27 protein-coding genes are annotated in these 24,234 nt (G+C 67.2%); 18 read left to right on the top strand and 9 right to left on the bottom strand.

Annotated features, from left to right (window positions below):
- Positions 1-110 precede the first annotated feature (110 nt).
- The 3 genes from acpS to U1H82_RS10155 are packed head-to-tail and all read left to right on the top strand — an operon-like array spanning position 111 to position 2,601.
- Positions 111-521 (top strand): holo-ACP synthase, encoded by a 411-nt coding sequence (gene acpS / locus U1H82_RS10165; RefSeq protein ID WP_058734879.1) that lies wholly within the window; start codon positions 111-113, stop codon positions 519-521.
- A complete protein-coding gene (lepB, locus tag U1H82_RS10160; protein WP_322964815.1) occupies positions 518-1,519 on the top strand; it encodes a signal peptidase I in 1,002 nt (333 codons plus the stop codon). Before acpS ends, lepB begins: the two co-directional genes overlap by 4 nt.
- Positions 1,516-2,601, top strand: coding sequence for an AI-2E family transporter (locus tag U1H82_RS10155; protein ID WP_322964814.1), 1,086 nt, complete (start codon positions 1,516-1,518; stop codon positions 2,599-2,601). The genes lepB and U1H82_RS10155 overlap by 4 nt, the downstream gene beginning before the upstream one ends.
- On the opposite strand, the gene U1H82_RS10150 is transcribed toward U1H82_RS10155, so the two are convergent.
- Positions 2,530-3,708 (bottom strand): glycosyltransferase, encoded by a 1,179-nt coding sequence (locus U1H82_RS10150; RefSeq protein WP_322964813.1) that lies wholly within the window; start codon positions 3,706-3,708, stop codon positions 2,530-2,532. The genes U1H82_RS10155 and U1H82_RS10150 overlap by 72 nt on opposite strands.
- A 213-nt stretch (positions 3,709-3,921) precedes the next feature.
- Here U1H82_RS10150 and U1H82_RS10145 point away from each other — a divergent pair, with 213 nt between their 5' ends.
- The 4 genes from U1H82_RS10145 (at position 3,922) to U1H82_RS10130 (ending at position 7,097) form a co-directional block, all read left to right on the top strand.
- Positions 3,922-4,857, top strand: coding sequence for a hypothetical protein (locus tag U1H82_RS10145; RefSeq protein WP_322964812.1), 936 nt, complete (start codon positions 3,922-3,924; stop codon positions 4,855-4,857).
- On the top strand, positions 4,854-5,381 hold the full coding sequence (locus U1H82_RS10140) for a DUF2141 domain-containing protein (protein ID WP_322964811.1): 528 nt from the start codon (positions 4,854-4,856) through the stop codon (positions 5,379-5,381). The genes U1H82_RS10145 and U1H82_RS10140 overlap by 4 nt, the downstream gene beginning before the upstream one ends.
- An 11-nt stretch (positions 5,382-5,392) precedes the next feature.
- On the top strand, positions 5,393-6,577 hold the full coding sequence (locus U1H82_RS10135; protein WP_322964810.1) for a glycosyltransferase: 1,185 nt from the start codon (positions 5,393-5,395) through the stop codon (positions 6,575-6,577).
- Between the two features lie 64 nt (positions 6,578-6,641).
- Positions 6,642-7,097, top strand: coding sequence for a PLP-dependent aminotransferase family protein (locus U1H82_RS10130; RefSeq protein WP_322964809.1), 456 nt, complete (start codon positions 6,642-6,644; stop codon positions 7,095-7,097).
- On the opposite strand, the gene U1H82_RS10125 is transcribed toward U1H82_RS10130, so the two are convergent.
- The 3 genes from U1H82_RS10125 to ubiG form a co-directional block, all read right to left on the bottom strand.
- Positions 7,098-7,835, bottom strand: a complete 738-nt coding sequence (locus tag U1H82_RS10125) for a DUF2334 domain-containing protein (RefSeq protein ID WP_322964808.1) — start codon at positions 7,833-7,835, stop codon at positions 7,098-7,100.
- Positions 7,832-9,205 carry an ArnT family glycosyltransferase gene (locus U1H82_RS10120; protein WP_322964807.1) on the bottom strand — a complete coding sequence of 458 codons (1,374 nt, stop codon included), beginning with the start codon at positions 9,203-9,205 and terminating at the stop codon, positions 7,832-7,834. Before U1H82_RS10120 ends, U1H82_RS10125 begins: the two co-directional genes overlap by 4 nt.
- 229 nt (positions 9,206-9,434) lie before the next feature.
- Entirely contained in the window at positions 9,435-10,172 is a 738-nt protein-coding gene (gene ubiG, locus U1H82_RS10115) for a bifunctional 2-polyprenyl-6-hydroxyphenol methylase/3-demethylubiquinol 3-O-methyltransferase UbiG (protein WP_322964806.1), read from the bottom strand.
- Positions 10,173-10,226: 54 nt separating this feature from the next.
- Here ubiG and U1H82_RS10110 point away from each other — a divergent pair, with 54 nt between their 5' ends.
- The 3 genes from U1H82_RS10110 (at position 10,227) to U1H82_RS10100 (ending at position 13,810) form a co-directional block, all read left to right on the top strand.
- Positions 10,227-11,477, top strand: a complete 1,251-nt coding sequence (locus U1H82_RS10110) for an aspartate kinase (protein ID WP_294233037.1) — start codon at positions 10,227-10,229, stop codon at positions 11,475-11,477.
- A gap of 253 nt (positions 11,478-11,730) precedes the next feature.
- On the top strand, positions 11,731-12,768 hold the full coding sequence (locus tag U1H82_RS10105) for an NAD(P)H-dependent flavin oxidoreductase (protein ID WP_322964805.1): 1,038 nt from the start codon (positions 11,731-11,733) through the stop codon (positions 12,766-12,768).
- A gap of 244 nt (positions 12,769-13,012) precedes the next feature.
- Positions 13,013-13,810 carry a hypothetical protein gene (locus tag U1H82_RS10100; RefSeq protein ID WP_322964804.1) on the top strand — a complete coding sequence of 266 codons (798 nt, stop codon included), beginning with the start codon at positions 13,013-13,015 and terminating at the stop codon, positions 13,808-13,810.
- A 6-nt stretch (positions 13,811-13,816) separates the two neighbouring features.
- On the opposite strand, the gene U1H82_RS10095 is transcribed toward U1H82_RS10100, so the two are convergent.
- Together U1H82_RS10095 and U1H82_RS10090 are read right to left on the bottom strand one after the other, a co-directional pair.
- Entirely contained in the window at positions 13,817-14,023 is a 207-nt protein-coding gene (locus U1H82_RS10095; RefSeq protein WP_322964803.1) for a helix-turn-helix transcriptional regulator, read from the bottom strand.
- Positions 14,020-14,439 carry a hypothetical protein gene (locus U1H82_RS10090; RefSeq protein WP_322964802.1) on the bottom strand — a complete coding sequence of 140 codons (420 nt, stop codon included), beginning with the start codon at positions 14,437-14,439 and terminating at the stop codon, positions 14,020-14,022. Before U1H82_RS10090 ends, U1H82_RS10095 begins: the two co-directional genes overlap by 4 nt.
- A 98-nt stretch (positions 14,440-14,537) precedes the next feature.
- Here U1H82_RS10090 and U1H82_RS10085 point away from each other — a divergent pair, with 98 nt between their 5' ends.
- The 6 genes from U1H82_RS10085 (at position 14,538) to pal (ending at position 19,419) form a co-directional block, all read left to right on the top strand.
- Positions 14,538-15,008, top strand: coding sequence for a YbgC/FadM family acyl-CoA thioesterase (locus U1H82_RS10085; protein ID WP_322964801.1), 471 nt, complete (start codon positions 14,538-14,540; stop codon positions 15,006-15,008).
- On the top strand, positions 15,005-15,697 hold the full coding sequence (tolQ, locus tag U1H82_RS10080) for a protein TolQ (RefSeq protein ID WP_322964800.1): 693 nt from the start codon (positions 15,005-15,007) through the stop codon (positions 15,695-15,697). The genes U1H82_RS10085 and tolQ overlap by 4 nt, the downstream gene beginning before the upstream one ends.
- A 13-nt stretch (positions 15,698-15,710) precedes the next feature.
- The gene (gene tolR / locus U1H82_RS10075) at positions 15,711-16,169 is read left to right on the top strand and encodes a protein TolR (protein ID WP_322964799.1); all 459 of its coding nucleotides are present in this window, start codon (positions 15,711-15,713) and stop codon (positions 16,167-16,169) included.
- Positions 16,169-17,206, top strand: coding sequence for a cell envelope integrity protein TolA (gene tolA, locus U1H82_RS10070; protein ID WP_322964798.1), 1,038 nt, complete (start codon positions 16,169-16,171; stop codon positions 17,204-17,206). Before tolR ends, tolA begins: the two co-directional genes overlap by 1 nt.
- Before the next feature lie 226 nt (positions 17,207-17,432).
- The gene (tolB, locus tag U1H82_RS10065) at positions 17,433-18,848 is read left to right on the top strand and encodes a Tol-Pal system beta propeller repeat protein TolB (protein WP_322964797.1); all 1,416 of its coding nucleotides are present in this window, start codon (positions 17,433-17,435) and stop codon (positions 18,846-18,848) included.
- Between the two features lie 46 nt (positions 18,849-18,894).
- Positions 18,895-19,419 carry a peptidoglycan-associated lipoprotein Pal gene (pal, locus tag U1H82_RS10060; protein WP_322964796.1) on the top strand — a complete coding sequence of 175 codons (525 nt, stop codon included), beginning with the start codon at positions 18,895-18,897 and terminating at the stop codon, positions 19,417-19,419.
- Between the two features lie 168 nt (positions 19,420-19,587).
- Here the strand turns inward: pal and U1H82_RS10055 are convergent, their stop codons facing one another.
- The 3 genes from U1H82_RS10055 to U1H82_RS10045 are packed head-to-tail and all read right to left on the bottom strand — an operon-like array spanning position 19,588 to position 22,596.
- Entirely contained in the window at positions 19,588-20,448 is an 861-nt protein-coding gene (locus tag U1H82_RS10055) for a S1/P1 nuclease (RefSeq protein ID WP_322964795.1), read from the bottom strand.
- Between the two features lie 11 nt (positions 20,449-20,459).
- Positions 20,460-21,386 carry an isoaspartyl peptidase/L-asparaginase family protein gene (locus U1H82_RS10050; protein ID WP_322964794.1) on the bottom strand — a complete coding sequence of 309 codons (927 nt, stop codon included), beginning with the start codon at positions 21,384-21,386 and terminating at the stop codon, positions 20,460-20,462.
- 43 nt (positions 21,387-21,429) lie between these two features.
- Positions 21,430-22,596: an acyltransferase family protein gene (locus U1H82_RS10045; RefSeq protein WP_322964793.1), complete on the bottom strand. Its 1,167-nt coding sequence runs from the start codon at positions 22,594-22,596 to the stop codon at positions 21,430-21,432.
- Between the two features lie 61 nt (positions 22,597-22,657).
- Between U1H82_RS10045 and ispG the strand changes: the two genes are divergently transcribed.
- A complete protein-coding gene (gene ispG, locus U1H82_RS10040) occupies positions 22,658-23,785 on the top strand; it encodes a flavodoxin-dependent (E)-4-hydroxy-3-methylbut-2-enyl-diphosphate synthase (protein WP_175311228.1) in 1,128 nt (375 codons plus the stop codon).
- On the top strand, positions 23,782-24,198 hold the full coding sequence (locus tag U1H82_RS10035; RefSeq protein WP_322964792.1) for an NUDIX hydrolase: 417 nt from the start codon (positions 23,782-23,784) through the stop codon (positions 24,196-24,198). Before ispG ends, U1H82_RS10035 begins: the two co-directional genes overlap by 4 nt.
- Positions 24,199-24,234: the final 36 nt, after the last annotated feature.

Raw genomic sequence — 24,234 nt, 5'->3', positions numbered from 1 at the left:
AGGGGAGGGGGACCGCGGCGAAGCCGTGGTGGAGGGGTGTCCCCGCTGGCTGTGACACCCCTCCGTCAGTCCTGCGGACTGACACCTCCCCTTGCAGGGGAGGAAAGATCATGATCATCGGTCTCGGCTCCGATCTCTGTAACATCGAGCGTATCCAGGCCGCGCTCGACCGGCATGGCGGTCGGTTCGAGGCGCGCTGCTTCACCGACATCGAGCAGGCCAAGGCCGCCAAACGCCCCTTCACCCGCGCGGGCACCTACGCCAAGCGGTTCGCCGCCAAGGAGGCCTTTTCCAAGGCGGTCGGCACCGGTTTCGCGCAAGGGGTCTTTATGCGCGACATCGGCGTCGTCAACCTGCCCGGCGGCGCGCCGACCCTGTCTTTGACCGGGGGTGCGCGCGAACGGCTTGACGCGATGACCCCGGCGGGCCACGTCGCCCATATTCACTTGACCATGACCGACGATCACCCCTGGGCGCAGGCCTTTGTCGTGATCGAGGCACGACCGGAAGTTTCCGCATGAAGGACGCGGTGTTGGACACGAACCCAGGCTCGCCGGTGCATCAACCGGAGGGCGATCAGCCGTTGAACGCCGCGCCACCGCCGCAAACGCCACCACAGGCCCCGGTCCAGAAAAAAGGCACCGACTGGTGGGCCGAGGTCAAGGGGCTGTTCTGGCTGCTGCTGATCGTGCTGGGCTTCCACAGCTTCATCGCCAAGCCCTTCTACATCCCGTCGGAATCGATGCTGCCGGGCCTGCGCGTCGGCGACCGGCTGGTGGTCAGCAAGTTCGCCTATGGCTGGTCCTATGTCTCGCCGACCATTCCCAATCCGGTCGCGATCTTCAAATCGCTGGTCCTGCACGAGCCCGAGGCAAGCTGGAGCTATCAGCTGCCCTTCATCCATGGCCGGTTGTTCGGCTCGCTGCCCAAGCGCGGCGATGTCGTGATCGTGACCCCGCCGGGCACGCATAACGACTATATCAAGCGGGTGATCGGCCTGCCCGGCGACACGTTGCAGGTGCGCGACGGCGTGGTGATCCTGAACGGCAAGCCGGTGCAGCGTGGGCCGCTCCATTATATCGACATCCCGATCGACACGAACAGCCCGTGCACCGACTATGGCGAACAGGCCCGCGTTCGCACGTCGAGCGGTAAATGGGTCTGCCACCTGCCGATCGTGACCGAGACGCTGCCCAATGGCCGTCGCTACGACACGGTCGAACTGGGCTGGAGTCCGGGCGACAATTACGGGCCGATCACCATTCCCGCCGACCATGTCTTCCTGATGGGCGACAATCGCGATCGTTCGGCCGACAGTCGCTTTCCGCTGTCCGAGCTGGGGCTGGGCGGGCCGGTGCCCAATGAGAATATCGGCGGCCGCGCCGAATTCGTGACCTTCAGCCTGGACGGTGACACGACGCTCAACCCGCTGACCTGGTGGGGTTCGCTCCGCTCGGGCCGGGCGGGCCTGTCGCTGCATCCGACCACGGTGAAGGCGGCGGACGGCAAGAGCCAATGAGCGATCCGACCCCGCTGACCGACCGCCCGGCCCCGATCGAGTTCCGGGAGGGCTTCGTCCGGCGGGAGTTGACGCGCGCGGCGATCTGGCTGGGGCTGATCGCCGCGATGGCGCTGGCGGTCCTGCTGGTCCAGCCGCTGCTGGTGATCTTTGCCGGACTGGTCTTTGCGACCTTGCTCGACGGCGGCGTGCGGCTGCTCGGCCGGGTGCTGCCGATCGGGCGCGGCTGGCGGCTGCTGATCGTCGTGATCGCGGTCACGGTGTTCCTGCTCGGCACCTTCTTCCTGACCGGGGTCGAGGTGACGCAGCAGGTGACGCAGCTCCGCTCGACCCTGGAGACGCAGGCGGGCCGCGTGACCGACTGGCTGGCCCAGCAGGGGATGATGCCCAAGACCTCGGACATCAACGGCCTGTTGAAACAGTCGATGGGATCGATCGGCAAGCTCACCTCCTGGGTGGGGACCGCCGTGGGCGCGGTGACCTCGCTGTTCATGATCCTGATCATCGGGCTGTTCCTGTCGATGGACCCGGAAGGCTATGCGCGCGGGCTGCAATGGATCGTGCCGCGCGCCGCCCGGCCCGAGTTCGCGATCACACAGGCGCGTGTCATGTCGACGCTTCGCCGCCTGCTCGCCGGGCGTCTGCTGGGCATGGCGGTGGAGGGGGTGCTGACCGGCATCGCGCTGATGATCGGCGGCGTGCCGATGGCGCTGCTGCTGGGCATCATCGCCGGGATTCTGGCCTTCATCCCCAATATCGGGGCGATCATCACCGGCACGCTGATGATCGCGGTCGGCTTTTCGGCCGGGCAGGATGCGGGGTTCTGGGCGATCGGCACCTATCTGATCGTGCAGACCTTTGACGGTTATGTCGTGGTGCCGATGGTCGCCAAGCGCACCGTCGATCTGCCGCCCGCGCTGACCCTGTCGACGCAGATCATGGCGAGCGCGCTGTTCGGTATCCTCGGGCTGGCGCTGGCCGATCCGATGACCGCCATGGCCAAGTCCGCGCTACAGCGCCGGTCGGAGCGCGAGGCGGCGCGCGACGGCGACGGCCCGCGCGCCGAAGCCGATATCGACTGATCCCGCGAGCGCGGGTTCGAGCGGACCCGCCGCCACCGGCACCCCGCGCGCCCGTGCGGCGACGATCGAATCGAACAGCGCCAGATAGCGCTCGGCCGAATCCTGCCCCGGCTGCGGCACGGGCTCGGGGCGCTGCGCCACCGGATCGAGCCAATGGCGCAACGCGGCGACCAGCCCGCCCAGATCCTCGCGCGCGACGATCGTGCCCAGCGAGGGATCAGACACGATCTCATGCACCGCAGGGCTCGAATCGGTGGTGACGACCGGCGTACCGACCGCCAGCGCCTCGCGCAGCACGCCGGGCACGCCCTCATAGTCGGAGGGCAGGGCCAGGACCTGCGCCGCCGCCATCGCCGCGGGCGCATCGGCGCTATGGCCGGGGAGCGACACGCGGTGCGACAGCCCCAGTATCTGGATTTGCGCGGTCAGGGCCGGGCGCAGGCTGCCCTCGCCCAATATGGTCAGGCCGATATCCTCGGGCAGATGGGTCATCGCCGTGATCAGCCGGTCCCAGCGCTTCTGCGGCTCCAGCCGCCCGACACCCAGGATGCGGCGATCCGGCGTGGTCGGCCGGGGGGCCGCAAAGCATGGGGCCATGCTCGGCGGGTTGGGAATGACCGCCACCGACAGCCCGGTCGCGCCCTGCGCCGCCCGTGCGGTCGCCGGGGTCATCGCGACCAGCGCGTCGAGGAAATGCCGGTGCCCTGCCAGCCATTGCCGCTGGCCCCAGGCGATCAGCGGCGCCTGGTCGCCGCGATCGACCGCATTGGACATTTTGGCGACGATCGGCGGGCAGGCCCCGGCGAGCCGCATCCGCGTCCAGGCGGCCATGGCGGTATAATGATTGCCCGGACAGAAGACGATGTCGGGCCGCGCCCGCGCGATCATCGCGGGCAGGACGCCGCACAGCCCACCATAGCGCTGATGCCCCAGCGTTACCGTCTCGACCCCCAGCGGCACCCCGCCCTGGAACTGGCCGTCCTCGTCGCCGAGGATCAGCGTGACCCGGCGTCCGCGCTCCAGCCAGCCCGGCAGCATCCGGCCCAGCGCCGCCTCGACACCGCCGCGCATTGCCAGGGCATAGGTCAGGATATGATCGGCGGGCATAGGCTCCGGGCGCTCGGGACGAGGTGATGTATGGGAGCGCTAATCGCAGCTTGTCGCTGAATTATGTCAGTTTCAGCCCTAAGGTGGACACAATCGCACGACAGAGGATGAATTCTTATTCAGGTGCGAGAAAGCAGTGTTGAGGTTAGCGGGCGCCGCCGGCGTACGCCGCCGAGGAATCTCCATAACGTGCAGAATGAACGAGATGAACCCATGACCCCGCAACAGGTTCTGCCTGCCGGTTCGAGCGGCCCGGTGGCCCGTGACATGGCGGCGCTGGAGCCGTTGAAGACGGTCAAGAGCCGCTGGCCCGCCATTATCGGCGGCCTGTTGACGCTCGCCATGATCGTCGGGCTGGGGCATGAGCTGCTGGGGCGCGGCCTGGTCGGCCTCAGCCATTCGGTGCCGACCAACCCGTTGTTCTACATCGTCTTTGTCGGCCTCTACATGGCGTTGCCGATCGGCGACTATATCATCTTCCGGCGGCTGTGGGGCATTCCGATCAGCGGCATGGCCGCGCTGATCCGCAAGCGGATCGCCAATGAAGTGGCGTTCAGCTATTCGGGTGAGGCCTATTTCTACGCCTGGGCGCGCGCCAATGCGAAGATGGTCGCCGCCCCCTTCGGCGCGGTGAAGGATGTCGGCATTCTGTCCGCCATCGCGGGCAATGCGATCACGCTGCTGATGATCGGCCTCGCCCTGCCGGTCGGGCGCGAGCTGTTGACCGCGGAGCAGTTGCGGCTGGTCTGGGGATCGATCGCGATCGTCATGGCGACCTCGCTACCCTTCCTGATCTTTTCGCGGCGGGTCTTCTCGCTCGACCGCAAGACGCTCTGGTGGGTCTTCATGGTCCACTGCACCCGCCTGATCGCCAACTCGCTGCTGGTGGCGCTGGCCTGGCATTATGGGATGCCGAGCGTGTCGCTGGGCATGTGGCTGTTCCTGTCGGCGGCGCGGCTGCTCGTCTCGCGTCTGCCCCTGGTGCCCAACAAGGACCTTCTTTTCGCCAATTTCGCGATCCTGTTGATCGGGCAAGATCAGGAACTGAGCGAGCTGATCGCCTTCACTGCGGCACTGACCCTGTTGGTCCATGTCGTGCTGATCGCGGGGTTCGGGCTGACGGCATTGGTTCGGAAGGTACGCGCATGATTCGCGTGATGAAGATGATGATGGCGGCGACGATCGCGCTGACGGCGATGCCGCAGATGGCGGGCGCACAAATCCTGGGCAGCGATGCGGCGGCCTGTGCCAGCGGCGGCGGCCCGGCCATCCTGGCGCGGATCGAGGGGCTGAAGGATCGCAAGGGCAATCTGAAGCTGGAACTCTATCCGGCGAACGAGGAGGATTTCCTGCAGGACGACGGCGTGCTGGTGCGCGCGGGCAAGACGTTCCGCCGCGTCCAGGTGCCGACGCCCGCGAGCGGCGCGCGGGTCGAGATGTGCATCCGCGTGCCGCATCCCGGCCGCTATGCCCTGCTGTTCACCCATGACCGCGACGGCAAGAACAAGTTCAATTTCTGGAGCGACGGCGCAGGCTTCCCGGCCAACACCAAGCTGGGCCGCCGCAAACCGCCGCTCGCTTCCGCGCTGATCGATGTGCCCAATGGGGTGGCGACGACGACCATCCGTGCCCAATATCTGCGGGGGCTGGGCGGTTTCGGCCCGGTGGATTGAGGGAGCGGACGATGCGCATCGTCGACGTCAACGAATTCTACTCCCCCACCGGCGGGGGCGTGCGGACCTATATCGACCGCAAGATGTCGATCCTGGCCGAGATGGGCCATGAGCTCATCGTGCTCGCGCCGGGCACCGAGGACCGGGTCGAGGAACGCCCCGGCGGCGGCAAGATCATCTATGTGAAGGCGCCGCGCCTGATCCTGGACACCAATTACGGCATGTTCTGGGACAGCGCGCCGGTGTGCCGCCTGCTCGACGAGCTGGACCCCGACATTGTGGAGGTCTCCTCACCCGCCAAGCCCGCCTGGTTCGTCGCCAGCTGGCAGGGGCGCGCGAAGAAGGTCTTCTTCATGCACAACGACAATGTCGGCACCTATCCGGTCCGCTGGCTGGACGGCCTGGTCGCGCAGGAGCGGGTGGAGGACTGGTTCAGCTGGTACAGCCGCTACATGAACCGCTTCCTCGACCATTATGACCTGGTGCTGTCCAACGGCCCGGCGCTGGTCAAGCGACTCGGCAAGCGCGGCGTGCGGGTGGACGAGGGCATTCCGCTGGGCATCGAGCGGCACTTCTTCTCGCCCGATCACCGCGACGAACGGCTGCGCGCGGCGCTGCTGGCGCAGTGTGCTCTCCCTGAGGACGCGCATCTGCTGCTCGGTCTGGGTCGGCATCACCCCGAAAAGCGCTGGCCTATGGTCATCGACGCGGTCGAGCGGGTGGCCGCCAGCCGTCCGGTCGGCCTGATCCTGATCGGCGGCGGCGTCGCCAGCCGGACGCTGGAAAAGCGGATCGCGGGGAGCCCGCATATCCGGCTGTTCCGCCCGGTCTATGACCGCCCGCGTCTGTCGCGGATCATGGCGAGCTGCGACGCGCTGGTCCATGGCTGCGAGACCGAGACGTTCGGGCTGGTCGCCTCGGAGGCGCTGGCCTCCGGCCTGCCGCTGGTCGTGCCCGATTATGGCGGGTGCGCCGAGGTGGCGAATCCGCTGTTCGCCGAAACCTTCCGCGCGCGCGACGGCGCGGCCTGCGCCGAGGCGATCGAGCGGCTGTTGTCGCGCGACCAGCGCGTCCTGCGCAACGCCGCGCGAGTCGCGGCCGCCAAGGTGTTCAGCGACCGCGACCATGCCGAGGCGCTGATCGCGCGCTATCAGCGACTGCTCGACGGCGAACAGGGCGAGCGAGCGGCGGCCTGATCGTCGCTCTTCCGCTAAGCGGGCGGATGTGACACCATGACGGAATTGTCATGGGAGGCGGTGAATGAGTCGTATCCTGATGGCGGCGATCGCGCTTGCCCTGCCGGGCGCGGTACAGGCCGCAAGCAAGCCAGTGGTCGAAAGCTGGGGCAAATCCGGCATCGGCTTTGCCCAATACCGCGCTGACGCGATCGAATGCGCCAAGACCGGCTATTTCCGCGACGTCTCGCAGGATGAACCGGCCAAGCGCTTCATCCGGGGGTTCGAGACGGCGGATCGCCTTTTGAATTTTCCCAATGGTTCCGAAGGCGATGATTGGGGCGACTCGGTCCGGCGGACGCAGCCCGACCGGCAGAAACGCGACCTTCAGGCGATTCAGGTCGGCGATGTCGAGCAATGCCTGACCGACAAGGGCTATAGCCGCTTTACCCTGACACCCGCCGAGGTGAAGACATTGTCCCGCTATCCGCGCGGATCAGAGGCACGGCATCAATATCTGCACAGCCTCGCCGCGCGCTGATCAGGCGGCGAGCAGATCCGCATAGCGCGACGGCGTGTGGGTTCTGGCCAGCCGCGCATAGGTCTTGTCGATGCTGTCGAGCAGCGCGGGCACGCCATTGTCGCCCGGATGCACCGCGACGCGTGCCACTGGCGTGCGGCGCAGGCCGTGGCGCAGCACGGCGGCGGCGGCAAGCGAGCTGAGCTGGCGCCCGCGCGATCGGCTGGCCCAGGTGACGACGGGGCCGCGCGCGATGATCTTGCCGTCGGCGGGCGTCCAGACGCGGAAATGATCCTCCGCCAATCCGAACCCGGCATCGCCCAGCGCTGCCCGCGCCTCGTCCGAATAGAGCCAGGCCGGCGCGATGAAGCCGGTCGCGCGGCGGCCGATGATATCCTCGATCAGTGCGGTGCCGCGCCGCATCCGGCGGAGCGCTTCGGCGTGGGACAAGCCGACAAACTCGCCTTCGCCCGCCGTCATATGCTTGGCCTTCAGCGCGGTCTTCTGGTCGGTGTGGACCATATCGTCCTTGTGCGACCAGCCATGGACGAACATCTCGATTCCCATATCCGCCCAATTGCGTAACCGCGTGGCAAAGGGCGTGCCGGGCGCGATCGGCGCGCTGTTCCAATGGTCGGGGATGACCAGCATGGCGAGGCGCGGGCCGCCGAGATGGCCCGACAGCCGGTCGAACAGGGCATCGACAGGCCCTTCGAACCGGGGGGACACGTCATGGATCGAGGCGAGAAGGCGTTTCATCGCGTGGATTTATAGACGCGGATCGTCTCATTGCCCATCGGCAGTTGCGCGGTCAGCCGATAACCGTCCGTCATCGCCGCCATGACGCGGGCATGGGCCTCGGGCCGCTCGCCATTATAGGGCGGGCGCATCACGACCACGGCCGGGTGTTGCGCCAGGATGCGAGTGATCTCGGCATCCTGGTCGACGCCGGTCGCCCCGGCCTCACGCGCGCGGCTGAGATGCGCGGGCACGATCCAGCGTGACAGGGTGCAACGCTCAGTCGCGACATAGAGCATGGTGCTGCCCGAATAGACATAGAGGCAGCCCGGCCCCTTGCCGACCGCCTGTGACAAGGCGGCGAACTCCGCCGCGTCGCCGCGCTCGTGTCGCAAGGACAACAACACGATCTGCCCGGCCAGCGCGGCGGTCAGCAGAAGCGCGGGGGTATAGCGCCTTTGCCAAGCCTCACGCCCCAGCATCGCCGCGGCGGCCGTACAGGCGGGGAGCAGGATCGGCAGGCCGTAATGGTCGAACCATGGCCGGAACAGCAGCACGCCGATGATCGCCGCACCCAGCCAGACGGCCAGGAAAATCCGCTCGCGGTCTTTCGGCGCGCGCTTCAGCCCCAGCACCGCCAGCGCCACGATCGGCGACAGGATCAGGATCATCTGCCCCAGATTGCCCGCCAGCTCGCCCAGCGGATCGGGGTTGCGGTGAAAGATCGACAGGAAATTGGCGTAGAGGAACGCATCCCACTGGCCGATCGCGGCGTAGACGCCCGCCGCCAACAGGGTGGGGACCAGCGATACGGCGACCAGCGCGGTGCCATAGGGAATCAGCGCGGCCACCGACCGGCTCCGCCGCCATTCGCTGGCGAGCAGCCACAGGCCGAAGACCATGCCCTCGAACACCGCCGAATATTTGATCTGGAGGACGACACCGACCAGCGCCATCGCCGCCAGTCCCCGCCTCCGCGAATGCTGCCGATCCGACTCGAGAATGGTCCAGGCCGCCGCCATCATCAGCAGATTGTAGAAGACCGGCGCCTGGCCCCCCTGGCCGCCGAGCAGGTCCAGCCACAGGACATAGGCGATCCCCGCCGCCGTCGCCCCCATGCCCCAGCCGAGTCGCTCCGCCATCCGCGCGATCAGCGATGCGGTCGCGACGACGCTCAGCAAAGCCATCGCCTGATAGGCCCAGATGCCCGCCGGAAAGCCGAATGCGGCGGGGACCGCATAGAGCAGGAACAGGCCGATCGGCTTGCGGTCCCACACATCGACGAAAGGCCACGCGCCCTGCCACATGGCATGGCCGGTGAAGAAGTAGAACTCCTCGTCCACATGAACCACCGGATTGCCGAAGGTCAGCGCACGGGCGGCCAGAGCCACGGCGAGCAGGATCAGGAGGGGGTGGGCGTGGGAATGGTGGGTCAGAGGTTTTGGCGGGATCGGCATTCGGAAAGGTCCAGAACATTCCTCCCCTGCAAGGGGAGGTGGCGCGCGTAGCGCGTCGGAGGGGTGTCTCCCGGTTGCGAGGTTAGCCCGCCCTTACCGAGCGTGATACCCCTCCGTCAGGCCTGCGGCCTGCCACCTCCCCTTGCAGGGGAGGAATGGGAAATCACCGCGTCGCGGTCACGAAATAGTCGAGCGCGGTCGAGTCGCTGACCATGAACCCCTTGGTCGGCGAATAGCTCAGGCCCCGCACATCGCGCACCGTCAGCCCTGCGTCCTTCAGCAATCCGGTCAGTTCGTCGGGCGTCAGGAATTTTGACCAGTCGTGCGTGCCCTTGGGGATCGCGCCGGTCCCCTCCGCGAAGGTGATGAGCGCCAGCTTGGACAGCGGCGTGCGATTGGGCGTCGACAGGATCATCAGCCCACCCGGCGCCAGCGCATCGGCCAGACCGCGCACGAATCGCGCGGGGTCGGCGACATGCTCGATCACCTCCAGCGAAGTGACGAGGTCGAACGTCTCGCCCGCCAGCCCCTCGACGCTGCCCGCGCGGTAATGAATCGTCAGCCCCGATTGCGCGGCATGGGCGGCGGCGACCGCGACATTTTCGGCGGCGGCGTCGAGACCCGTCACCTCCGCCCCCAGCCGCGCCAGCGGTTCGCACAGCAGCCCGGCACCGCACCCGACGTCGAGCGCGCGCTTGCCCTTCAGGGGCGTGAACCCTTGCCCATCGGCATCCCAATGCAGGTCGATCTGCTCGCGAATGTAACGCAGCCGCGGCGGATTGAGTCGGTGCAGCATCGCGCTCGACCCCTTGGGGTCCCACCACTCGGCCGCCATCTTTCCGAAATGTGCGGCTTCGGCCCCGATAATGGTAGAATCGTTCAAATGGCTTGCGTTCGTCATGGGGGCTACCTATCAGGACCGCCGTTTTACCCCAAGGAGATTGGCAAAAACCGCATGGCCCGTATCGTGATGAAGTTCGGCGGCACCTCGATGGCCGGAATCGAGCGCATCCGCAACGTGGCGGCGCGGGTCAAACGCGAGGTGGAGGCTGGGCATCAGGTCGCGGTCGTCGTCTCCGCGATGGCGGGCGAGACCGACCGGCTGGTCGGTTTCTGCCGCGAGGCCTCGTCGCTTTACGATCCCCAGGAATATGACGTCGTCGTCTCGGCGGGCGAACAGATCACCAGCGGGCTGCTGGCGATCACGCTCCAGGCGATGGGCGTGCCCGCCCGCTCGTGGCTGGGTTGGCAGCTGCCGATCCACACCGACACGGCGTTCGCCAAGGCGCGGATCGGCGAGATCGACACCACTGCGCTCGACGAGAGTCTGGCGGCGGGCGTGGTCGCGGTGATCCCCGGTTTCCAGGGCGTGGCCGAGGGCAACCGGGTGACGACGCTGGGGCGTGGCGGATCGGACACCAGCGCGGTCGCGGTCGCGGCGGCGATGAAGGCGGAGCGGTGCGACATTTATACCGATGTCGACGGCGTCTACACGACCGACCCGCGCATCGTGCCGCGTGCGCGCAAGCTGTCGAAGGTCACCTATGAAGAGATGCTGGAACTCGCCAGCGTCGGTGCCAAGGTGCTCCAGACCCGCTCGGTGGGTCTGGCGATGAAGGAACAGGTGCGCGTGCGGGTCTTGAGCTCGTTCGACGACGCACGGGACGAAGACGGACATCGCGGCACGTTGATCGTGGGCGAAGAGGAAATCGACGATATGGAACGCCAGCTCATCACCGGCATCGCGCATGACAAGAACGAAGCCAAGATCACCCTGACCGCCGTGCCCGACCGGCCCGGTTCGGTGGGCGCGATCTTCGCTCCGCTGGCCGATGCGGGGATCAATGTGGACATGATCGTCCAGAATATCGCCCATTCGACCGGCTCGACAGACGTGACCTTCACGGTGCCCTCGGCGGACCTCGCCCGCACCCTGGACGTGCTGGAAAAGGCGAGCGGCGATATCGGCTATGCCAAGATGGTCCACGACACGCGCGTCGCGAAGATCTCGGTCGTCGGCGTCGGCATGCGCAGCCATGCGGGCGTGGCCTCGACCATGTTCCAGACGCTGGGCGCGCGGGGCATCAACATCCTTGCGATCACTACCTCGGAGATCAAGGTCAGCGTGCTGATCGAAGAGGACTATACCGAACTGGCGGTACGTGTCCTGCACACCGCCTACGGCCTGGACGCGGAAGCGGCTTAAGCGGTTCTTCCCCTCTCCGGTCTGGTTCGGAGAGGGGGCTTTGGTTCGCGCGAAGCCGCGAAGACGCGAAGGTGGTGTATTCAGCCGCACCGCCGCTCCTTTTTCAAGCATCGTCGATCGAGTGATGGCGCTGCCGCGCGCAGGTCATCTCCGCGCCTCCGCGTCTCCGCGCGAACCAACTCTTCTTCGCGCCATCGCGGCTTCGCGTGAACCAAATCTTGCCGTCCGCCCCGCTCCACGGCATGGAGCGTCGATGACCGACACCCACACCACCACTACCGGCGAACAGCGTCTCGCCACCCGCATGGCGCGCGGCGCGGAGTTCCTTGGCGCCGACATGGCGATCATGGCGGGCGCCATGTCCTGGGTGTCGGAGCGCAATCTCGTCTCCGCCATGTCGAACGCGGGCGGCTTCGGCGTGATCGCGTGCGGCGCGATGACGCCCGAACTGCTCGATACCGAGATCGCCGCGACCAAGGCGATGACCAGCCGCCCGTTCGGCGTGAACCTCATCACCATGCATCCGCAGCTGTTCGACCTGATCGCGGTGTGTGGCCGCCACCAGGTCGGCCATGTCGTGCTGGCGGGCGGCCTGCCGCCCAAGGGCGCGCTGGAGGCGATCAAGGAAACCGGCGCCAAGGTCATCTGCTTCGCCCCTGCGCTCAGCCTCGCCAAGAAGCTGATCCGCTCGGGCGTCGACGCGCTGGTGATCGAGGGCATGGAGGCGGGCGGCCATATCGGCCCGGTCTCGACCAGCGTGCTGGCGCAGGAAATGCTGCCCGAGATCGCGGAGCAGATCCCCGTCTTCGTCGCGGGCGGCATCGGCCGGGGCGAGGCGATCGCCGCCTATCTCGACATGGGCGCGGCGGGCGTTCAGCTCGGCACGCGCTTCGTCTGCGCGACCGAATCGATCGCGCACCCCAATTTCAAGAAGGCCTTCATCCGCGCCTCGGCCCGCGACGCGGTGGCGAGCGTGCAGATCGACCCGCGCCTGCCGGTCATCCCGGTCCGCGCGCTCAAGAATGCGGGCGGCGAACTGTTCACCGCCAAGCAACGAGAAGTCGCCCAGTCGCTCGACGAGGGCAAGGTCGCGATGATGGAGGCGCAGCTTCAGATCGAACATTACTGGGCCGGAGCGCTCCGCCGCGCAGTGATCGAGGGCGATGTCGAACATGGCAGCGTCATGGCGGGCCAGTCGGTCGGCATGGTCACCAAGGAAGAGCCGATCGCGGATATCCTCGCCCAGTTGATGGCCGAAGCCGCCGCCGCGCTGGTCGCCCGCGCGGCGTAACCTATTCCTCCCCTGTAAGGGGGGGACCAGCGAAGCTGGTGGAGGGGTGTCACCCCTATCGAGAACGGGACACCCCTCCGTCAGGGCTTCGCCCTGCCACCTCCCCTTGCCGGGGAGGAATTGCGCCGGTTTTCCAACCCGCTGACATACGCCTCGTTTCATCGCACGACTTACGACGTGTTAACCTTGATTCGCCATGACATGCGCCAACAGCCGGGGGCGGATGGTTCCAAGGATCAGGGTTATGGCGAAGTTGCGTTTGGTATCGGGTTTGGCGATCGGCCTGTCGCTGGCGGGATGCGCCGCGCGGGAAACCGCCAAGGTGGCGCCGCCGCCGGTCCTGGTGCCCGCGCCGCCGCAATATGTCCGCGCGCCGCTGCCCGCCGGTGCGACGCCGGGGATGCGCATCCCCGTGCTGCTGCCCGACGGCAATTACGCCACCCCCAATCGCTCGCTGACCAGCGCCGCCACCGTTTGGCACCTGCGCGCGGGCCTGAACGTCGCGGCGCTTGCCTGTCGCGGGGCGGAGGAGGGGCAGATCGTCGCCCGCTACAACACCATGCTGACCGTGCAGCGGATCGAGTTGGCGGCGGCGGAAAAGCGCTATTCGGCGGAATATCAGGCGCAGGGTGGCGATTGGCGCGACCGTTATGACGATGCGATGACGCGGCTCTATAATTTCTTCTCGATCACGCCGGTCCGCAAGACCTTCTGCGCCGCCGCCGAGGAGGTGCTGGCCGATATCAGCACCGGTCCCAATGCCGGGTTCGACCTGAAGGCGGCGGAACGGCTGGAAAAGCTCAACGCACCCTTCATCGCCTTCTTCCGCGCCTATGACGCATGGCGGACGGGAACGATGGTGCCGGTCAAGCAAGGCGTCGCTCCGCTGACCATCGCGAGCAGCGCCGCGCCTTCGGTCGCATCGGCCAATGCGTCAGGCGGCCCCGTCCTGTCGAGCCAGCCGGTGCCCGCCGCCAAGCCCTATACCCCGCCGGTCATCAATCCGCCCTCGTTGAAGGTCGATCCGGCCGCGATCCAGTAAGCGCGCTCAGTCTTCGATCCAGAACAGCGATTCGACCGGTCGGCCCAAGGCCCGCGCCAGCTTGAGCGCAAGCAGGGTCGAGGGTTGGAAGACGCCGTTCTCCACCGTGTTGATCGTCTTGCGGCTGACCCCGATCGCCTCGGCGAGGCCGCCTTGCGTCAGCCCGGCCGCCTCGCGCGCGGCCTTCAGGTCGTTGCCAAGCGCCTCGTTCATCGACTGGCGCGCAATTCCAGCGTGGCGAAGGCGATCAGCGCGGCCATGAGGCCGGCGGTGATGGTGACGCGGCCCGTCATCACCGCATTGATGGAGTATATGGTCGACACACCGATAGTCAGCGACGCCGCGATCAGCATGGCCCAGAAACCGACCGCTAGGGTTGACCGCCGATGATCGCGGGTCGTTTCGTCATTGAGCAGCGACGCCATTCCGTTCCACTTCCAGAGGCGAAACGGCGCGCTCGACAGGTTGAGCGCAGCGCCGCCCACCATAACGAACCAGGGGATGAGTCGGGTCGATCCGCTGTCCTGATGGTCCGACGTCATCGCCGAGAGCAGCAGACACAGCGCCATCAGGTAGAAGACGACCGCCCTGTCGCGGCTTTTGCGCTCGGCCTTTTCCACGAGATTCATCACGACCTCCTGTAACCTATAGGTATCATGTAACCTGTAGGTAACAGCGCTGCAAGTGCCTTTCTTCCCCCGGACGGATAGGTTAACGGGCATGCACCATGACGGTGACGGGAGAAGACCAGCCGAAGGGCGGCCGCTTCGAGGGGCATGAGCATCGCTTTGCGGTGCGCGTCTATTTCGAGGATACCGACCTGTCGGGTGTGGTCTATCACGCCAATTACCTGCGCTATATGGAGCGCGCGCGCTCCGACATGCTGCGGGTCGCCGGGATCGACCAGCGCGCCGCGCATGAGGCGGGGCAGGGCGCCTATGCCGTCACCGACATCGCCATCCGCTATGCCGCCTCCGCGCGGCTCGACGACGACCTGGTCGTCACATCCAGACTGATCGAGGTCAGTGCGGTTCGCGTCGTCATTCATCAGACAGTCAGGTGCGGGACGGTCAAGCTGGCCGACGCGCGTGTGACCGTCGCCTGGGTCGGCCCGAACGGTCGCCCGCGTCGGCAGCCCGCCGACTGGATCGCCATCTACCAACGCCTTGTCTGGCAAGGGGACACGCAACACCCATGAATCCCGTCTTCAACATGGATGCCGCCAGTTTGTCGCCCGTCGCTTTGTTCATCCACGCCGACTGGGTGGTGAAGCTGGTGATGTTCGGCCTGTTGCTCGCCAGCATCTGGACCTGGACGATCATCATCGCCTTTTCGCGCAAGCTGGCGCGGACGAAGAAGGGCATGACCCGGTTCGAACGCGATTTCTGGAAGGCGGAGGATATCGACGCCTTTCACCGGATGGAGCAGGACAATGAACTGCCCTCCGCACGGGTCTTTTCGGCGGGCGTGCAGGAATGGCGGCGCTCGACCGCGGGCGGGCATATCGACCGCGACGGCACGCGCGAGCGTCTCGCCACCGCGATGGGATCGGCCGTGGCGGGCGAGATCGACAAGCTGTCGGATCGGCTGAACGTGCTGGCGACGGTCGGTTCGGTCGCGCCGTTCGTCGGGTTGTTCGGCACCGTCTGGGGCATCATGCGCAGCTTCACCGGCATCGCGCAGGCGCAGAACACCTCGCTGGCGGTCGTGGCGCCGGGTATCTCGGAGGCGCTGTTCGCCACCGCCATCGGCCTGTTCGCCGCCATCCCGGCGGTGATCGCCTATAACCGCTTCAGCCACGGCGTGAACCGGGTGGAGGCGTCGCTGAACCGCTTCGCCGACGGGTTCCACACCACGCTCAGCCGCCAGCTCGACCAGGCGCGTTGAAGGGGTAACGGCGATGGCCATGAACCTTCCCTCCCGCTCCGGCCGGGGCCGCCGCGCGCCGATGGCGGACATCAACGTCACGCCTTTGGTCGACGTGATGCTGGTGCTGCTCATCATCTTCATGGTGACCGCGCCGCTGCTGACGACGGGCGTGCCGGTCAATTTGCCCGACAGCCGCGCCAAGGCGCTGGAGCAGGAGCAGAAGCCCGAGCAGATTTCGATCGACGAGCAGGGCCGCATGTTCCTGAACGATGACGAGATCACCGAGGCCGACCTGCCCGCCAAGCTCGATGCGATCGCGGCGCGCAAGGACCCGGATGGGCAGGTGCCGCAAGTCTATCTGCGCGCCGACCGGGCGCTGGATTATGGCCGGGTGATGCGGGTGATGGGTGAGCTGAACCGCGCCGGGCTGAACCGCGTGTCGCTGGTCACCGTCGAAGGCGGCGTAACCGAGGGGGCGAGCGCCCGCTGATGGAGCGTGGGGAACGGACCGGGCTGGCGATCGCGGTCGCAGGGCATATCGTCCTGTTCGGCCTGTTGTCGGTCGGCTTTCTGTCGACGCCGAACCCGGAAAAGCTGAAGGTCACGCCGATCGACATCTCGCTGGTCAAGGATGTCGCGCTGGACGCCGCGTCGCCGACTCCGAACCAGCAGGCGGCCCAGTCGATCGCCCCCGAAGAGGGCGCGCCGGAAGACGCCGCCCCGCCCGAGCCGGTGGAGGCCGAGCCCGAACCCCAGCCCGCGCCGCCGCCCCCGGCGCCGCCGCCCCCGGCGCCGCCGCCCCCGGCGCCGCAGCCGAAACCCCAGCCCAAGCCGCAACCGAAACCCGAACCGGCCAAGCCAGAGCCGCGTCCGGAACCCAAGCCGCAGCCCAAGCCCAAACCGGCGGAAAAGCCCCAGCCCAAACCCCAACCCAAGCCGAAGCCCGCGCCCAAACCCACACCGCCCAAGCCGGTGCATGAGGCCAAGCCGACGCACGCCGCGCCGACCCATCCCACCCGGTCGGAAGCCAAGCCTGCCGCCACCCCCAAGCCGACCACCCCGGCACGGGGCAGCGGCAAGAGCGAAACCGCGAAGACCACCAAACCGCGCGGGTCGCATCTGGGTGCCGACTTCCTGAAGGGGCTGTCAGCCGACCCGTCGCCGTCCAAGTCGCAGGCCGCGCCCGCCGCCAGGATCGGCGCGCAGCAGCTGGCGAACATCGCCTCGGCGATCCTGCGGCAGGTCCAGCCCTGCGCCAACCGGCAGGTGACGCCGGGACCGGGCGCCGAGCGTATCCGCGTGGCGATCAACCTGCATCTCAACAAGGACGGCAGCCTGGCGGCGGCGCCCCGTGTCGTCGGCCATAGCGGCGTCGATGGCGAGAATGAGCGCTATGTCGACCGCGTGGACGATCTGGCGATCGCGACCTTCAAGGGCTGTTCGCCGCTGCGCGGCCTTCCGGCCGAACTCTATGACGTGCCGGGCGGCTGGAGCAACTTCACGCTGCGCTACAAGTTGCCGGGTTGAGGATGGTCGATTCCTCGCTTCGTCGATACCCGGCATCGATTCCGGCCATCCGATCTGGAGCGGGGGCGACGTTCCCGGCGACAGGGGCGCGTGGGATCGTTACCAAGATAACGACAGTTTTCAGAAACTGTCCATTACGCGACAGGCTGTCGGGGCTTTATGAAGCGCCCGGCAGCTGGAGCGACCACCGTTTCCGTTTCGGTTTTTCGGGTTGAGGATCATGTTTATGCCCCGTTCCCTGCTGACCCTGCCGCTCACGCTGGCGCTGGCTGCCAGTGCCGTCGGGGCGCAGGACGTGCCTGCCTCCGCGCCGCAAGCGCAACCGGCGGCGCCCGCTCCGGCCGGGCAGCAGCCCGCGACCGCGCCCGCCAATGGCCAGGAAGGGCTGGTCGTCGATGTCGAGGGCGGTATCTCCGCGCCGATGCCGATCGCCATTCCGGCGATGCCGACCAGCGCGGTGGTGCAGACCCCGGCGGGGACGACCGATGTCGTCGGGCAGGAACTGTCGAAGATCATCACCAACGACCTGCGCAATTCGGGCCTGTTCACCCCCGTCCCCCCGGCGCAGCTGCGCACCGTGTCCTTTCCGGAAGTCACCGCGCCCGCCTTCGACTATTGGAACGGCACCGGCGCGCAGGCGCTGGTCCAGGGCTATGTCCGCGCCAATGGCGACGGGACGCTGACGGTCGGCTGCTATCTTTATGACGTGCTGGCGAAGAGCGAACTGGCGCGGCAGGGATTCGTCGTGTCGCCCGGCGACTGGCGGCGCGCGGCGCATAAATGCGCCGACACCATCTATACCAAGCTGACCGGCGAAGGCCCCTATTTCGACAGCCGCATCGTCTATGTCTCGGAGACGGGGCCCAAGGCGCACCGGATCAAGCGGCTGGCGATCATGGACCAGGACGGGGCGAACCACCGCTTCCTGACCAACGGCCAGTCGATCGTGCTGACCCCGCGCTTCGCGCCGAACCAGCAGTCGATCGTCTATATGTCCTATGTCGACAAGCGGCCCGCCATCTATGTCTATGACATCGGCAGCGGGCGTCAGCGGCTGGTGGTGCAGAATGCCGCGACGACCTTCGCGCCGCGCTTCTCGCCCGATGGCCGCTGGATTCTCTTCTCGATGGCGCAGGGCGGCAATACCGACATCTACCGCGTGTCGGCGCAAGGGGGCACGCCGCAGCGGCTGACCAACGCGCCCGGCATCGATACCGGCGGCAGCTATTCACCCGACGGATCGAAGATCGCGTTCGAAAGCGACCGGTCGGGCGGGCAGCAGATCTATGTGATGAATGCCGATGGATCGAACCAGCAGCGGATCAGCTTTGGCGGCGGGCGCTATGCGACCCCGGTCTGGAGCCCGCGCGGCGACCTGATCGCCTTCACCAAGCTGGGCGGCGCCTTCCGCATCGGCATCATGAGCCCGTCGGGCGGCGGCGAAAAGCTGCTGACCAATAGCTGGCAGGACGAGGGGCCGAGCTGGTCCCCCAATGGCCGCGTCATCACCTTCCAGCGTACGACGCCGGGTGCGTCGGGCAAGTCGGATGTGTGGATGGTCGACCTGACCGGCGTCAACGAGCGGCGGATTCCGACTCCGCTCGACGGATCGGACCCGGCCTGGGGGCCGCTGCGTCCGTAAGAGCATTCCGGGGGATTATTCCAACCTGTAGGGAGTTGAGAGTCCGATGACCAAGATCAAGACCACGCTCGTCGTCGCCACCATGGCGATCGCCATGGCGGGCTGCGCCAAGAAGCGCCCCGAAGTGCTGCCGCCAGCACCGGTCAGCCAGGGCACCGGCGTCGATCCCAATGCGGGTGCGAACACCAATCCGGACGGTGCGATCGTGCCCGGCTCGGACGCCGATTTCCGTCGTTCGGTGACGTCGAACACCATCCATTTCGGCACCGATCAATATGACATCGATCCCGAAGCCCGCGCGATCCTGGACAGCCAGGCGGCCTGGCTGCTGCGCTATCCCAATGTGCGCATCACCATCGAAGGCAATTGCGACGAGCGCGGCACCCGCGAATATAATCTGGCGCTGGGCGAACGCCGTGCGAACTCCGCCAAGAACTATCTCGCCGCGCGCGGCGTGTCGCCCGAGCGGATGAACGTCATCAGCTATGGCAAGGAACGCCCGATCGCGCTGGGTTCGGACGAAGCCGCCTGGGCGCAGAACCGCCGCGACGTGACGGTGGTGCTGAACTGATTCGCCAATTCCTCCCCATATCTGATGGGGAGGGGGACCGCGCCCGCAGGGCGTGGTGGAGGGGCGTCGCCCGTAGGGCGATGGGAGAGGGGCGTCCGGTCCGTCCTGCCCCTCCACCACCGCTTCGCGGCGGTCCCCCTCCCCAAGCATAGCTTGGGGAGGATTGGTTTACCCCTTAAACGCGCTGTTCAGCAGCTTGGCCAGCCGCAGGCCGCCCCGCTTCACCTGTTCGCGCTCGACCGGGGCCATCTCGCGGATCGCGGCTTCATCCATCTTCATATGCGCCGGCGTCGGCTGGCACGGATCGCCGCCCATCGCCGCGGCATAGGCGCGCTTGGCGATCGCCCAGTTCTCGCGGCTCCAGTCCATCACATCGCCCGCCGACTCGCGCCGCCGCTCGGCCGCCGGATAGGGGCGGACCAGCTTGGGCGGGGTCGAGATGGCACGCTCGGCGAGCAGGCCGTCCCAGATGGAATGCAGGTTCAGGCGCGGTGTCGCATAGACGCCGTAATCGACATGGGTGTCGTTGCCGCCCTTGTCGCTCTTGTCCCCGGCATGAAGCGGCTGGTGTAGGTCGCCGACGAAATGGACGAGGAAGGCCAGCGCCATCACCCGGTCCTTCGGGCTGGCCCGGCGGTCCTTCAGGATGGCGAGCTGACGCGGAATCTGCGCCGAGACGCAGTCGCCCGTGTCGCAGGCCGGGGGCAGGCGGAAGGGCTGGCAGATGTCGATATTCTGATAATGCCAGCTATAGGCATAGCCGAAGCGCGACTTGCCGTTGTCGTCCTTCAGCGGCTTGACGCAATCGGGCCAGACGCTGGCCTCCTCGATCGTCCGCACCGGGCAGCTCGGCGTGTCGAGCTGGGCCTGTGCGCGCAGAATCCGGCGGATTTCCGTGCGGGCATGGGGCGTGATGTTGGCCCAGGCGATGGCCGCGACGGTCTCATGGCCATATTCCCAATAGGCGGCGGCGGGGGAGGCGAGGAACAATCCGGCCAGCATCCCGAACAAAAGGCGCAAGTGCTTCATGGGCGTGCCTTTTATCCCTCGTCGGCGTAGATCGCCACCCGATGTTCGCCGCCGCTCGCCGCCCGGCCGCGATACATGCCCGCGGTCGTCATGCTCCAGGCGATGGTGCCGTCGGGCGCGGCGACGATGGTGCCGCCGGTGCCGCCCAGCGCCTTCACATCGCCAAGCACCGTGTCGGCCGCCGCCTGGATAGCCTCGCCGGTGAAGCGACGGCGGGCGGCGATCTCATGCCCGACGCCGACGCGGATGAAGACCTCGCCCGACCCCGTGCACGACACCGCACAGGCCCGGTCGTCGGCATAGGTGCCCGCGCCGATCAGCGGCGAATCACCGATCCGGCCCCAGCGCTTGCCCGTCACGCCCCCGGTCGAGGTGGCGGCGGCGACATGGCCCTGCGCGTCACAGGCGACCGCGCCGACCGTGCCGTATTTCATATCGCTGTCGAAGGCGTCGGCGTTGCGGGACAGCAGTTCGTCGAGCTGGCGGCGGCGCTCGTCGGTGTGGAACCAGCTGGGGTCGACCTGCTCCAGCCCCTGTTCCGCCGAGAAGCGATCCGCGCCCGGCCCGGCGAGCAGGACATGCGGGCTGGCCTCCATCACCTTGCGGGCGAGCGACACCGGGTTGCGGGTGCGCGTTACCCCGGCGACCGACCCCGCGCGCCGGTCACGTCCGTCCATGATCGCGGCATCGAGTTCGTTGGTCCCCTCCCGCGTGAAGCAGGCGCCGCGCCCGGCGTTGAAATGGGGATCGTCCTCCAGCACGCGTACCGCCGCCTCGACCGCATCCAGCGCGCTGCCGCCCGCCGCCAGCACCACCGACCCGGCCTTGAGCGCGGCGTCGAGCCCGGCGCGGGCACCGGCATCCTGTTCGGGTGTCAGGACATCGCGGGTGATCCGGCCCGCGCCGCCATGGATGACCAGCGACCAGGAAGGGGACATGGGCGAAACTCCGAAACGGTCAGGGAAATCGCCCGCGCCCCTATCAGATCGCAGGCTTGCTGCCATCCCCCGGCCGGAGGCCGATCAGGGGACGCAGCCAGCGGACGTCCCGGCCGATCAAATAGAATGTCCAGCATCCCGCCACCGTCGCAGCGATCAGGATCAGCGTGTCCAGCCACAACGGCCATCCCAGCCCCCGCAAGGCGAAGGCGACCAGGATGATGATCGTCTGGTGGATCAGATAGAAGGGGAAGACCGCCTCGGTCAGCGTGCGCCGCCACGGGTGATCGCGGTTCCAGAAACGCTCGGCCACGCCGATCAGCGCGACGACCGCCATCCAGCCCTGCACCGCCCGCGCGCCCGCGAACAGGATGCCCAGCGCTTGCGGCGCGCCCGCCAGCCCCGGCCAACGCCATTCCAACCCGCCCGCAATCGCATAGCTGGCCAGCGCGATGGCGGCCGCAACCGGCCAGCCGCGCCGAAAGCTGTCCAGCACCCGCTCCGACCCCGCCATGCCGAACCCGAACAGCAGCGCGGGGAAATAGATGGCATGCGCCAGCCAGTCGTCGAGCAGGCCATGCGTCTCCGACTGGCCGGGAAAGAAGCGGATATCGACCAGCAATAGCCAGACCACTGGCAGCACCGCCCCGCCCCAGCCGCCGAACACCCGGTCGAACAGCGTCTGCGCGGCTGCGGCAAAAGGGTGCCCCACCGCCAGCATCAGCGCCACCGCCATGGTATAGACCCAGAGATAGCCGACGAACCATAGATGGTTCCAGGCAGGGGTCGGCACCACGCCGCCGATCGCGCGAAAGCTGAGCCAGTCCTGCGTCCAGAACCGCCAATAGGACCCGGCATAGCCATATTTGCTGACCAGCTCGGCCCAGATTTGCGGCGGCACCAGCACACAGATGCCGAAGACCAGCGGCACCAGCAATCGGATGCTCCGCCCACGCGCGAAGCTGAGGATCGTGGGGTGCCGCACCGCCAATGCGCGGGTGGCATAGCCCGAAACCACGAACAACAGCATCAGCCGCCACGGATTGCTCGCCAGCATCGGGATCGCCACCCAGGGCAGCCGCGCCAGCTGAACGTGAAAGCCCCAGGGCACGAAGACCATGCCGATATGGTACAGGATCAATATGGCGAAGGCGCCGATCCGCAACCAGTCTAGGCCGTAATGGCGGGGGATGGGGGCGGCGGCGGTCATTCTGGGGGTCTGGTACAGCACTGACTTTGAACCGCAACGCCGCGCGCGTATATAGGGGTCCATGTCCATTCGTCCCTGGCGAGATATCGTCCGCCGCCAAAGCCGTCAGATCATGGTGGGCAACGTGCCCGTGGGTGGCGACGCCCCCGTCACCGTGCAGACCATGACCAACACGCCGACCAGCGATCCGGTCGCCACGATCAACCAGATCCGGCGCTGCGAAGAGGCGGGCGCCGACATCATCCGCGTGTCCTGCCCCGATACCGACTCGACCGCCGCACTTGCCAAGATCACCAAGGCGGCGCGCGTGCCGATCGTCGCGGACATCCATTTCCACTATAAGCGCGCGCTCGAAGCCGCAGACGCGGGCGCGGCCTGTCTGCGCATCAATCCGGGCAATATCGGTTCGTCCGAGCGCGTCGCCGAAGTGGTCCGCGCCGCCAAGGCCAATGGCTGCGCCATCCGTATCGGCGTGAATGCCGGGTCGCTGGAGAAGGACCTGCTCGAAAAATATGGCGAGCCGTGCCCCGAGGCTTTGGTCGAATCGGCGCTCGACCATATCAAGCTGCTCCAGGACCATGACTTCCACGAATATAAGGTCGCGGTGAAGGCGTCGGACGTCTTCCTGGCGGTGGCCGCCTATCAGGGGCTGGCCGAGGCGACCGACTGCCCGCTGCATCTGGGCATCACCGAGGCGGGCGGGCTGATCGGCGGGACGGTCAAGTCCTCGATCGGCATCGGCTCGCTCCTCTGGTTCGGGATCGGCGACACCATCCGCGTCTCGCTCTCCGCCGAGCCCGAGGAAGAGGTGCGTGTCGGCTTCGAGATACTGAAGGCGCTGGGCATCCGCAATCGCGGTGTGCGGGTCGTGTCCTGCCCGTCCTGCGCGCGGCAGGGCTTCGACGTGATCCGCACCGTGCAGGTGCTGGAGGAACGGCTCCAGCATATTCGTACGCCCATGTCGCTGTCGGTGCTGGGCTGCGTCGTCAACGGCCCCGGCGAGGCGCGCGAGACCGATATCGGCGTGACCGGCGGCGGCAACGGCAAGCACATGGTCTATCTGTCGGGTCTGACCGACCACACGGTCGAGGATGCCGACATGGTCGAACATATCGTCAAGCTGGTCGAGGCCAAGGCCGCCGAACTGGAAGCGGCCGACGTCGCCAAGGCGGCGATCGCGGCGGAGTGACCTCCCCCATCATCCGTATCGCCGCCGCCCTGATCGAAGACGGGGCGGGGCGATTGCTGCTGGTGCGCAAGGCGGGCACGTCCTGCTTTATGCAGGCGGGCGGCAAGATCGAGCCAGGCGAAGACCCCGCCGCCGCGCTGATCCGCGAACTGGACGAGGAAATCGGCCTGCGGGTCGGCGTGGAGGACCTCCGGCCGATCGGCCGGTTTTCCGCAGCGGCGGCCAATGAGCCGGGGCACCGGATCGACGCCACCGTCTTCCACCTGCGCAGCACGCATACGCCGGTTCCGGCGGCGGAGATCGAGGAAGCGGTCTGGGTCGATCGTGCTGCGGCGGAATCGATGACGCTGGCCCCGCTGCTCCGCGAGCATATCCTGCCCTGGTATCGCGAGACGCTGGTGAGTGCGGTATGACCTCGCAACCGGGGACACCCCTCCGTCAGGGCTGCG

It is taken from the genome of Sphingomonas fuzhouensis (genome assembly GCF_034659795.1).
GTDB classification, from domain to species: domain Bacteria; phylum Pseudomonadota; class Alphaproteobacteria; order Sphingomonadales; family Sphingomonadaceae; genus Sphingomonas; species Sphingomonas fuzhouensis.
Note: the sequence above shows the minus strand (reverse complement) of the source record. Positions and strands in the feature narration are given on the sequence as shown.

Bases quoted from the DNA above. Each gene is read 5' to 3' on its own strand.
- U1H82_RS10095 (WP_322964803.1), bottom strand. From the start codon at position 14,023: ATGAACGAGGCGCTTGGCAACGACCTGAAGGCCGCGCGCGAGGCGGCC.
- ispG (WP_175311228.1), top strand. From the start codon at position 22,658: ATGTCCATTCGTCCCTGGCGAGATATCGTCCGCCGCCAAAGCCGTCAG.
- U1H82_RS10135 (WP_322964810.1), top strand. From the start codon at position 5,393: ATGCGCATCGTCGACGTCAACGAATTCTACTCCCCCACCGGCGGGGGC.
- U1H82_RS10145 (WP_322964812.1), top strand. From the start codon at position 3,922: ATGACCCCGCAACAGGTTCTGCCTGCCGGTTCGAGCGGCCCGGTGGCC.
- lepB (WP_322964815.1), top strand. From the start codon at position 518: ATGAAGGACGCGGTGTTGGACACGAACCCAGGCTCGCCGGTGCATCAA.
- U1H82_RS10085 (WP_322964801.1), top strand. From the start codon at position 14,538: ATGACGGTGACGGGAGAAGACCAGCCGAAGGGCGGCCGCTTCGAGGGG.
- U1H82_RS10100 (WP_322964804.1), top strand. From the start codon at position 13,013: ATGGCGAAGTTGCGTTTGGTATCGGGTTTGGCGATCGGCCTGTCGCTG.
- U1H82_RS10110 (WP_294233037.1), top strand. From the start codon at position 10,227: ATGGCCCGTATCGTGATGAAGTTCGGCGGCACCTCGATGGCCGGAATC.
- tolA (WP_322964798.1), top strand. From the start codon at position 16,169: ATGGAGCGTGGGGAACGGACCGGGCTGGCGATCGCGGTCGCAGGGCAT.
- U1H82_RS10050 (WP_322964794.1), bottom strand. From the start codon at position 21,386: ATGTCCCCTTCCTGGTCGCTGGTCATCCATGGCGGCGCGGGCCGGATC.
- pal (WP_322964796.1), top strand. From the start codon at position 18,895: ATGACCAAGATCAAGACCACGCTCGTCGTCGCCACCATGGCGATCGCC.
- U1H82_RS10045 (WP_322964793.1), bottom strand. From the start codon at position 22,596: ATGACCGCCGCCGCCCCCATCCCCCGCCATTACGGCCTAGACTGGTTG.
- ubiG (WP_322964806.1), bottom strand. From the start codon at position 10,172: ATGACGAACGCAAGCCATTTGAACGATTCTACCATTATCGGGGCCGAA.
- U1H82_RS10140 (WP_322964811.1), top strand. From the start codon at position 4,854: ATGATTCGCGTGATGAAGATGATGATGGCGGCGACGATCGCGCTGACG.
- tolB (WP_322964797.1), top strand. From the start codon at position 17,433: ATGCCCCGTTCCCTGCTGACCCTGCCGCTCACGCTGGCGCTGGCTGCC.
- U1H82_RS10125 (WP_322964808.1), bottom strand. From the start codon at position 7,835: ATGAAACGCCTTCTCGCCTCGATCCATGACGTGTCCCCCCGGTTCGAA.
- U1H82_RS10090 (WP_322964802.1), bottom strand. From the start codon at position 14,439: ATGAATCTCGTGGAAAAGGCCGAGCGCAAAAGCCGCGACAGGGCGGTC.
- U1H82_RS10055 (WP_322964795.1), bottom strand. From the start codon at position 20,448: ATGAAGCACTTGCGCCTTTTGTTCGGGATGCTGGCCGGATTGTTCCTC.
- U1H82_RS10155 (WP_322964814.1), top strand. From the start codon at position 1,516: ATGAGCGATCCGACCCCGCTGACCGACCGCCCGGCCCCGATCGAGTTC.
- U1H82_RS10150 (WP_322964813.1), bottom strand. From the start codon at position 3,708: ATGCCCGCCGATCATATCCTGACCTATGCCCTGGCAATGCGCGGCGGT.
- tolR (WP_322964799.1), top strand. From the start codon at position 15,711: ATGGCCATGAACCTTCCCTCCCGCTCCGGCCGGGGCCGCCGCGCGCCG.
- U1H82_RS10105 (WP_322964805.1), top strand. From the start codon at position 11,731: ATGACCGACACCCACACCACCACTACCGGCGAACAGCGTCTCGCCACC.
- U1H82_RS10130 (WP_322964809.1), top strand. From the start codon at position 6,642: ATGAGTCGTATCCTGATGGCGGCGATCGCGCTTGCCCTGCCGGGCGCG.
- acpS (WP_058734879.1), top strand. From the start codon at position 111: ATGATCATCGGTCTCGGCTCCGATCTCTGTAACATCGAGCGTATCCAG.
- tolQ (WP_322964800.1), top strand. From the start codon at position 15,005: ATGAATCCCGTCTTCAACATGGATGCCGCCAGTTTGTCGCCCGTCGCT.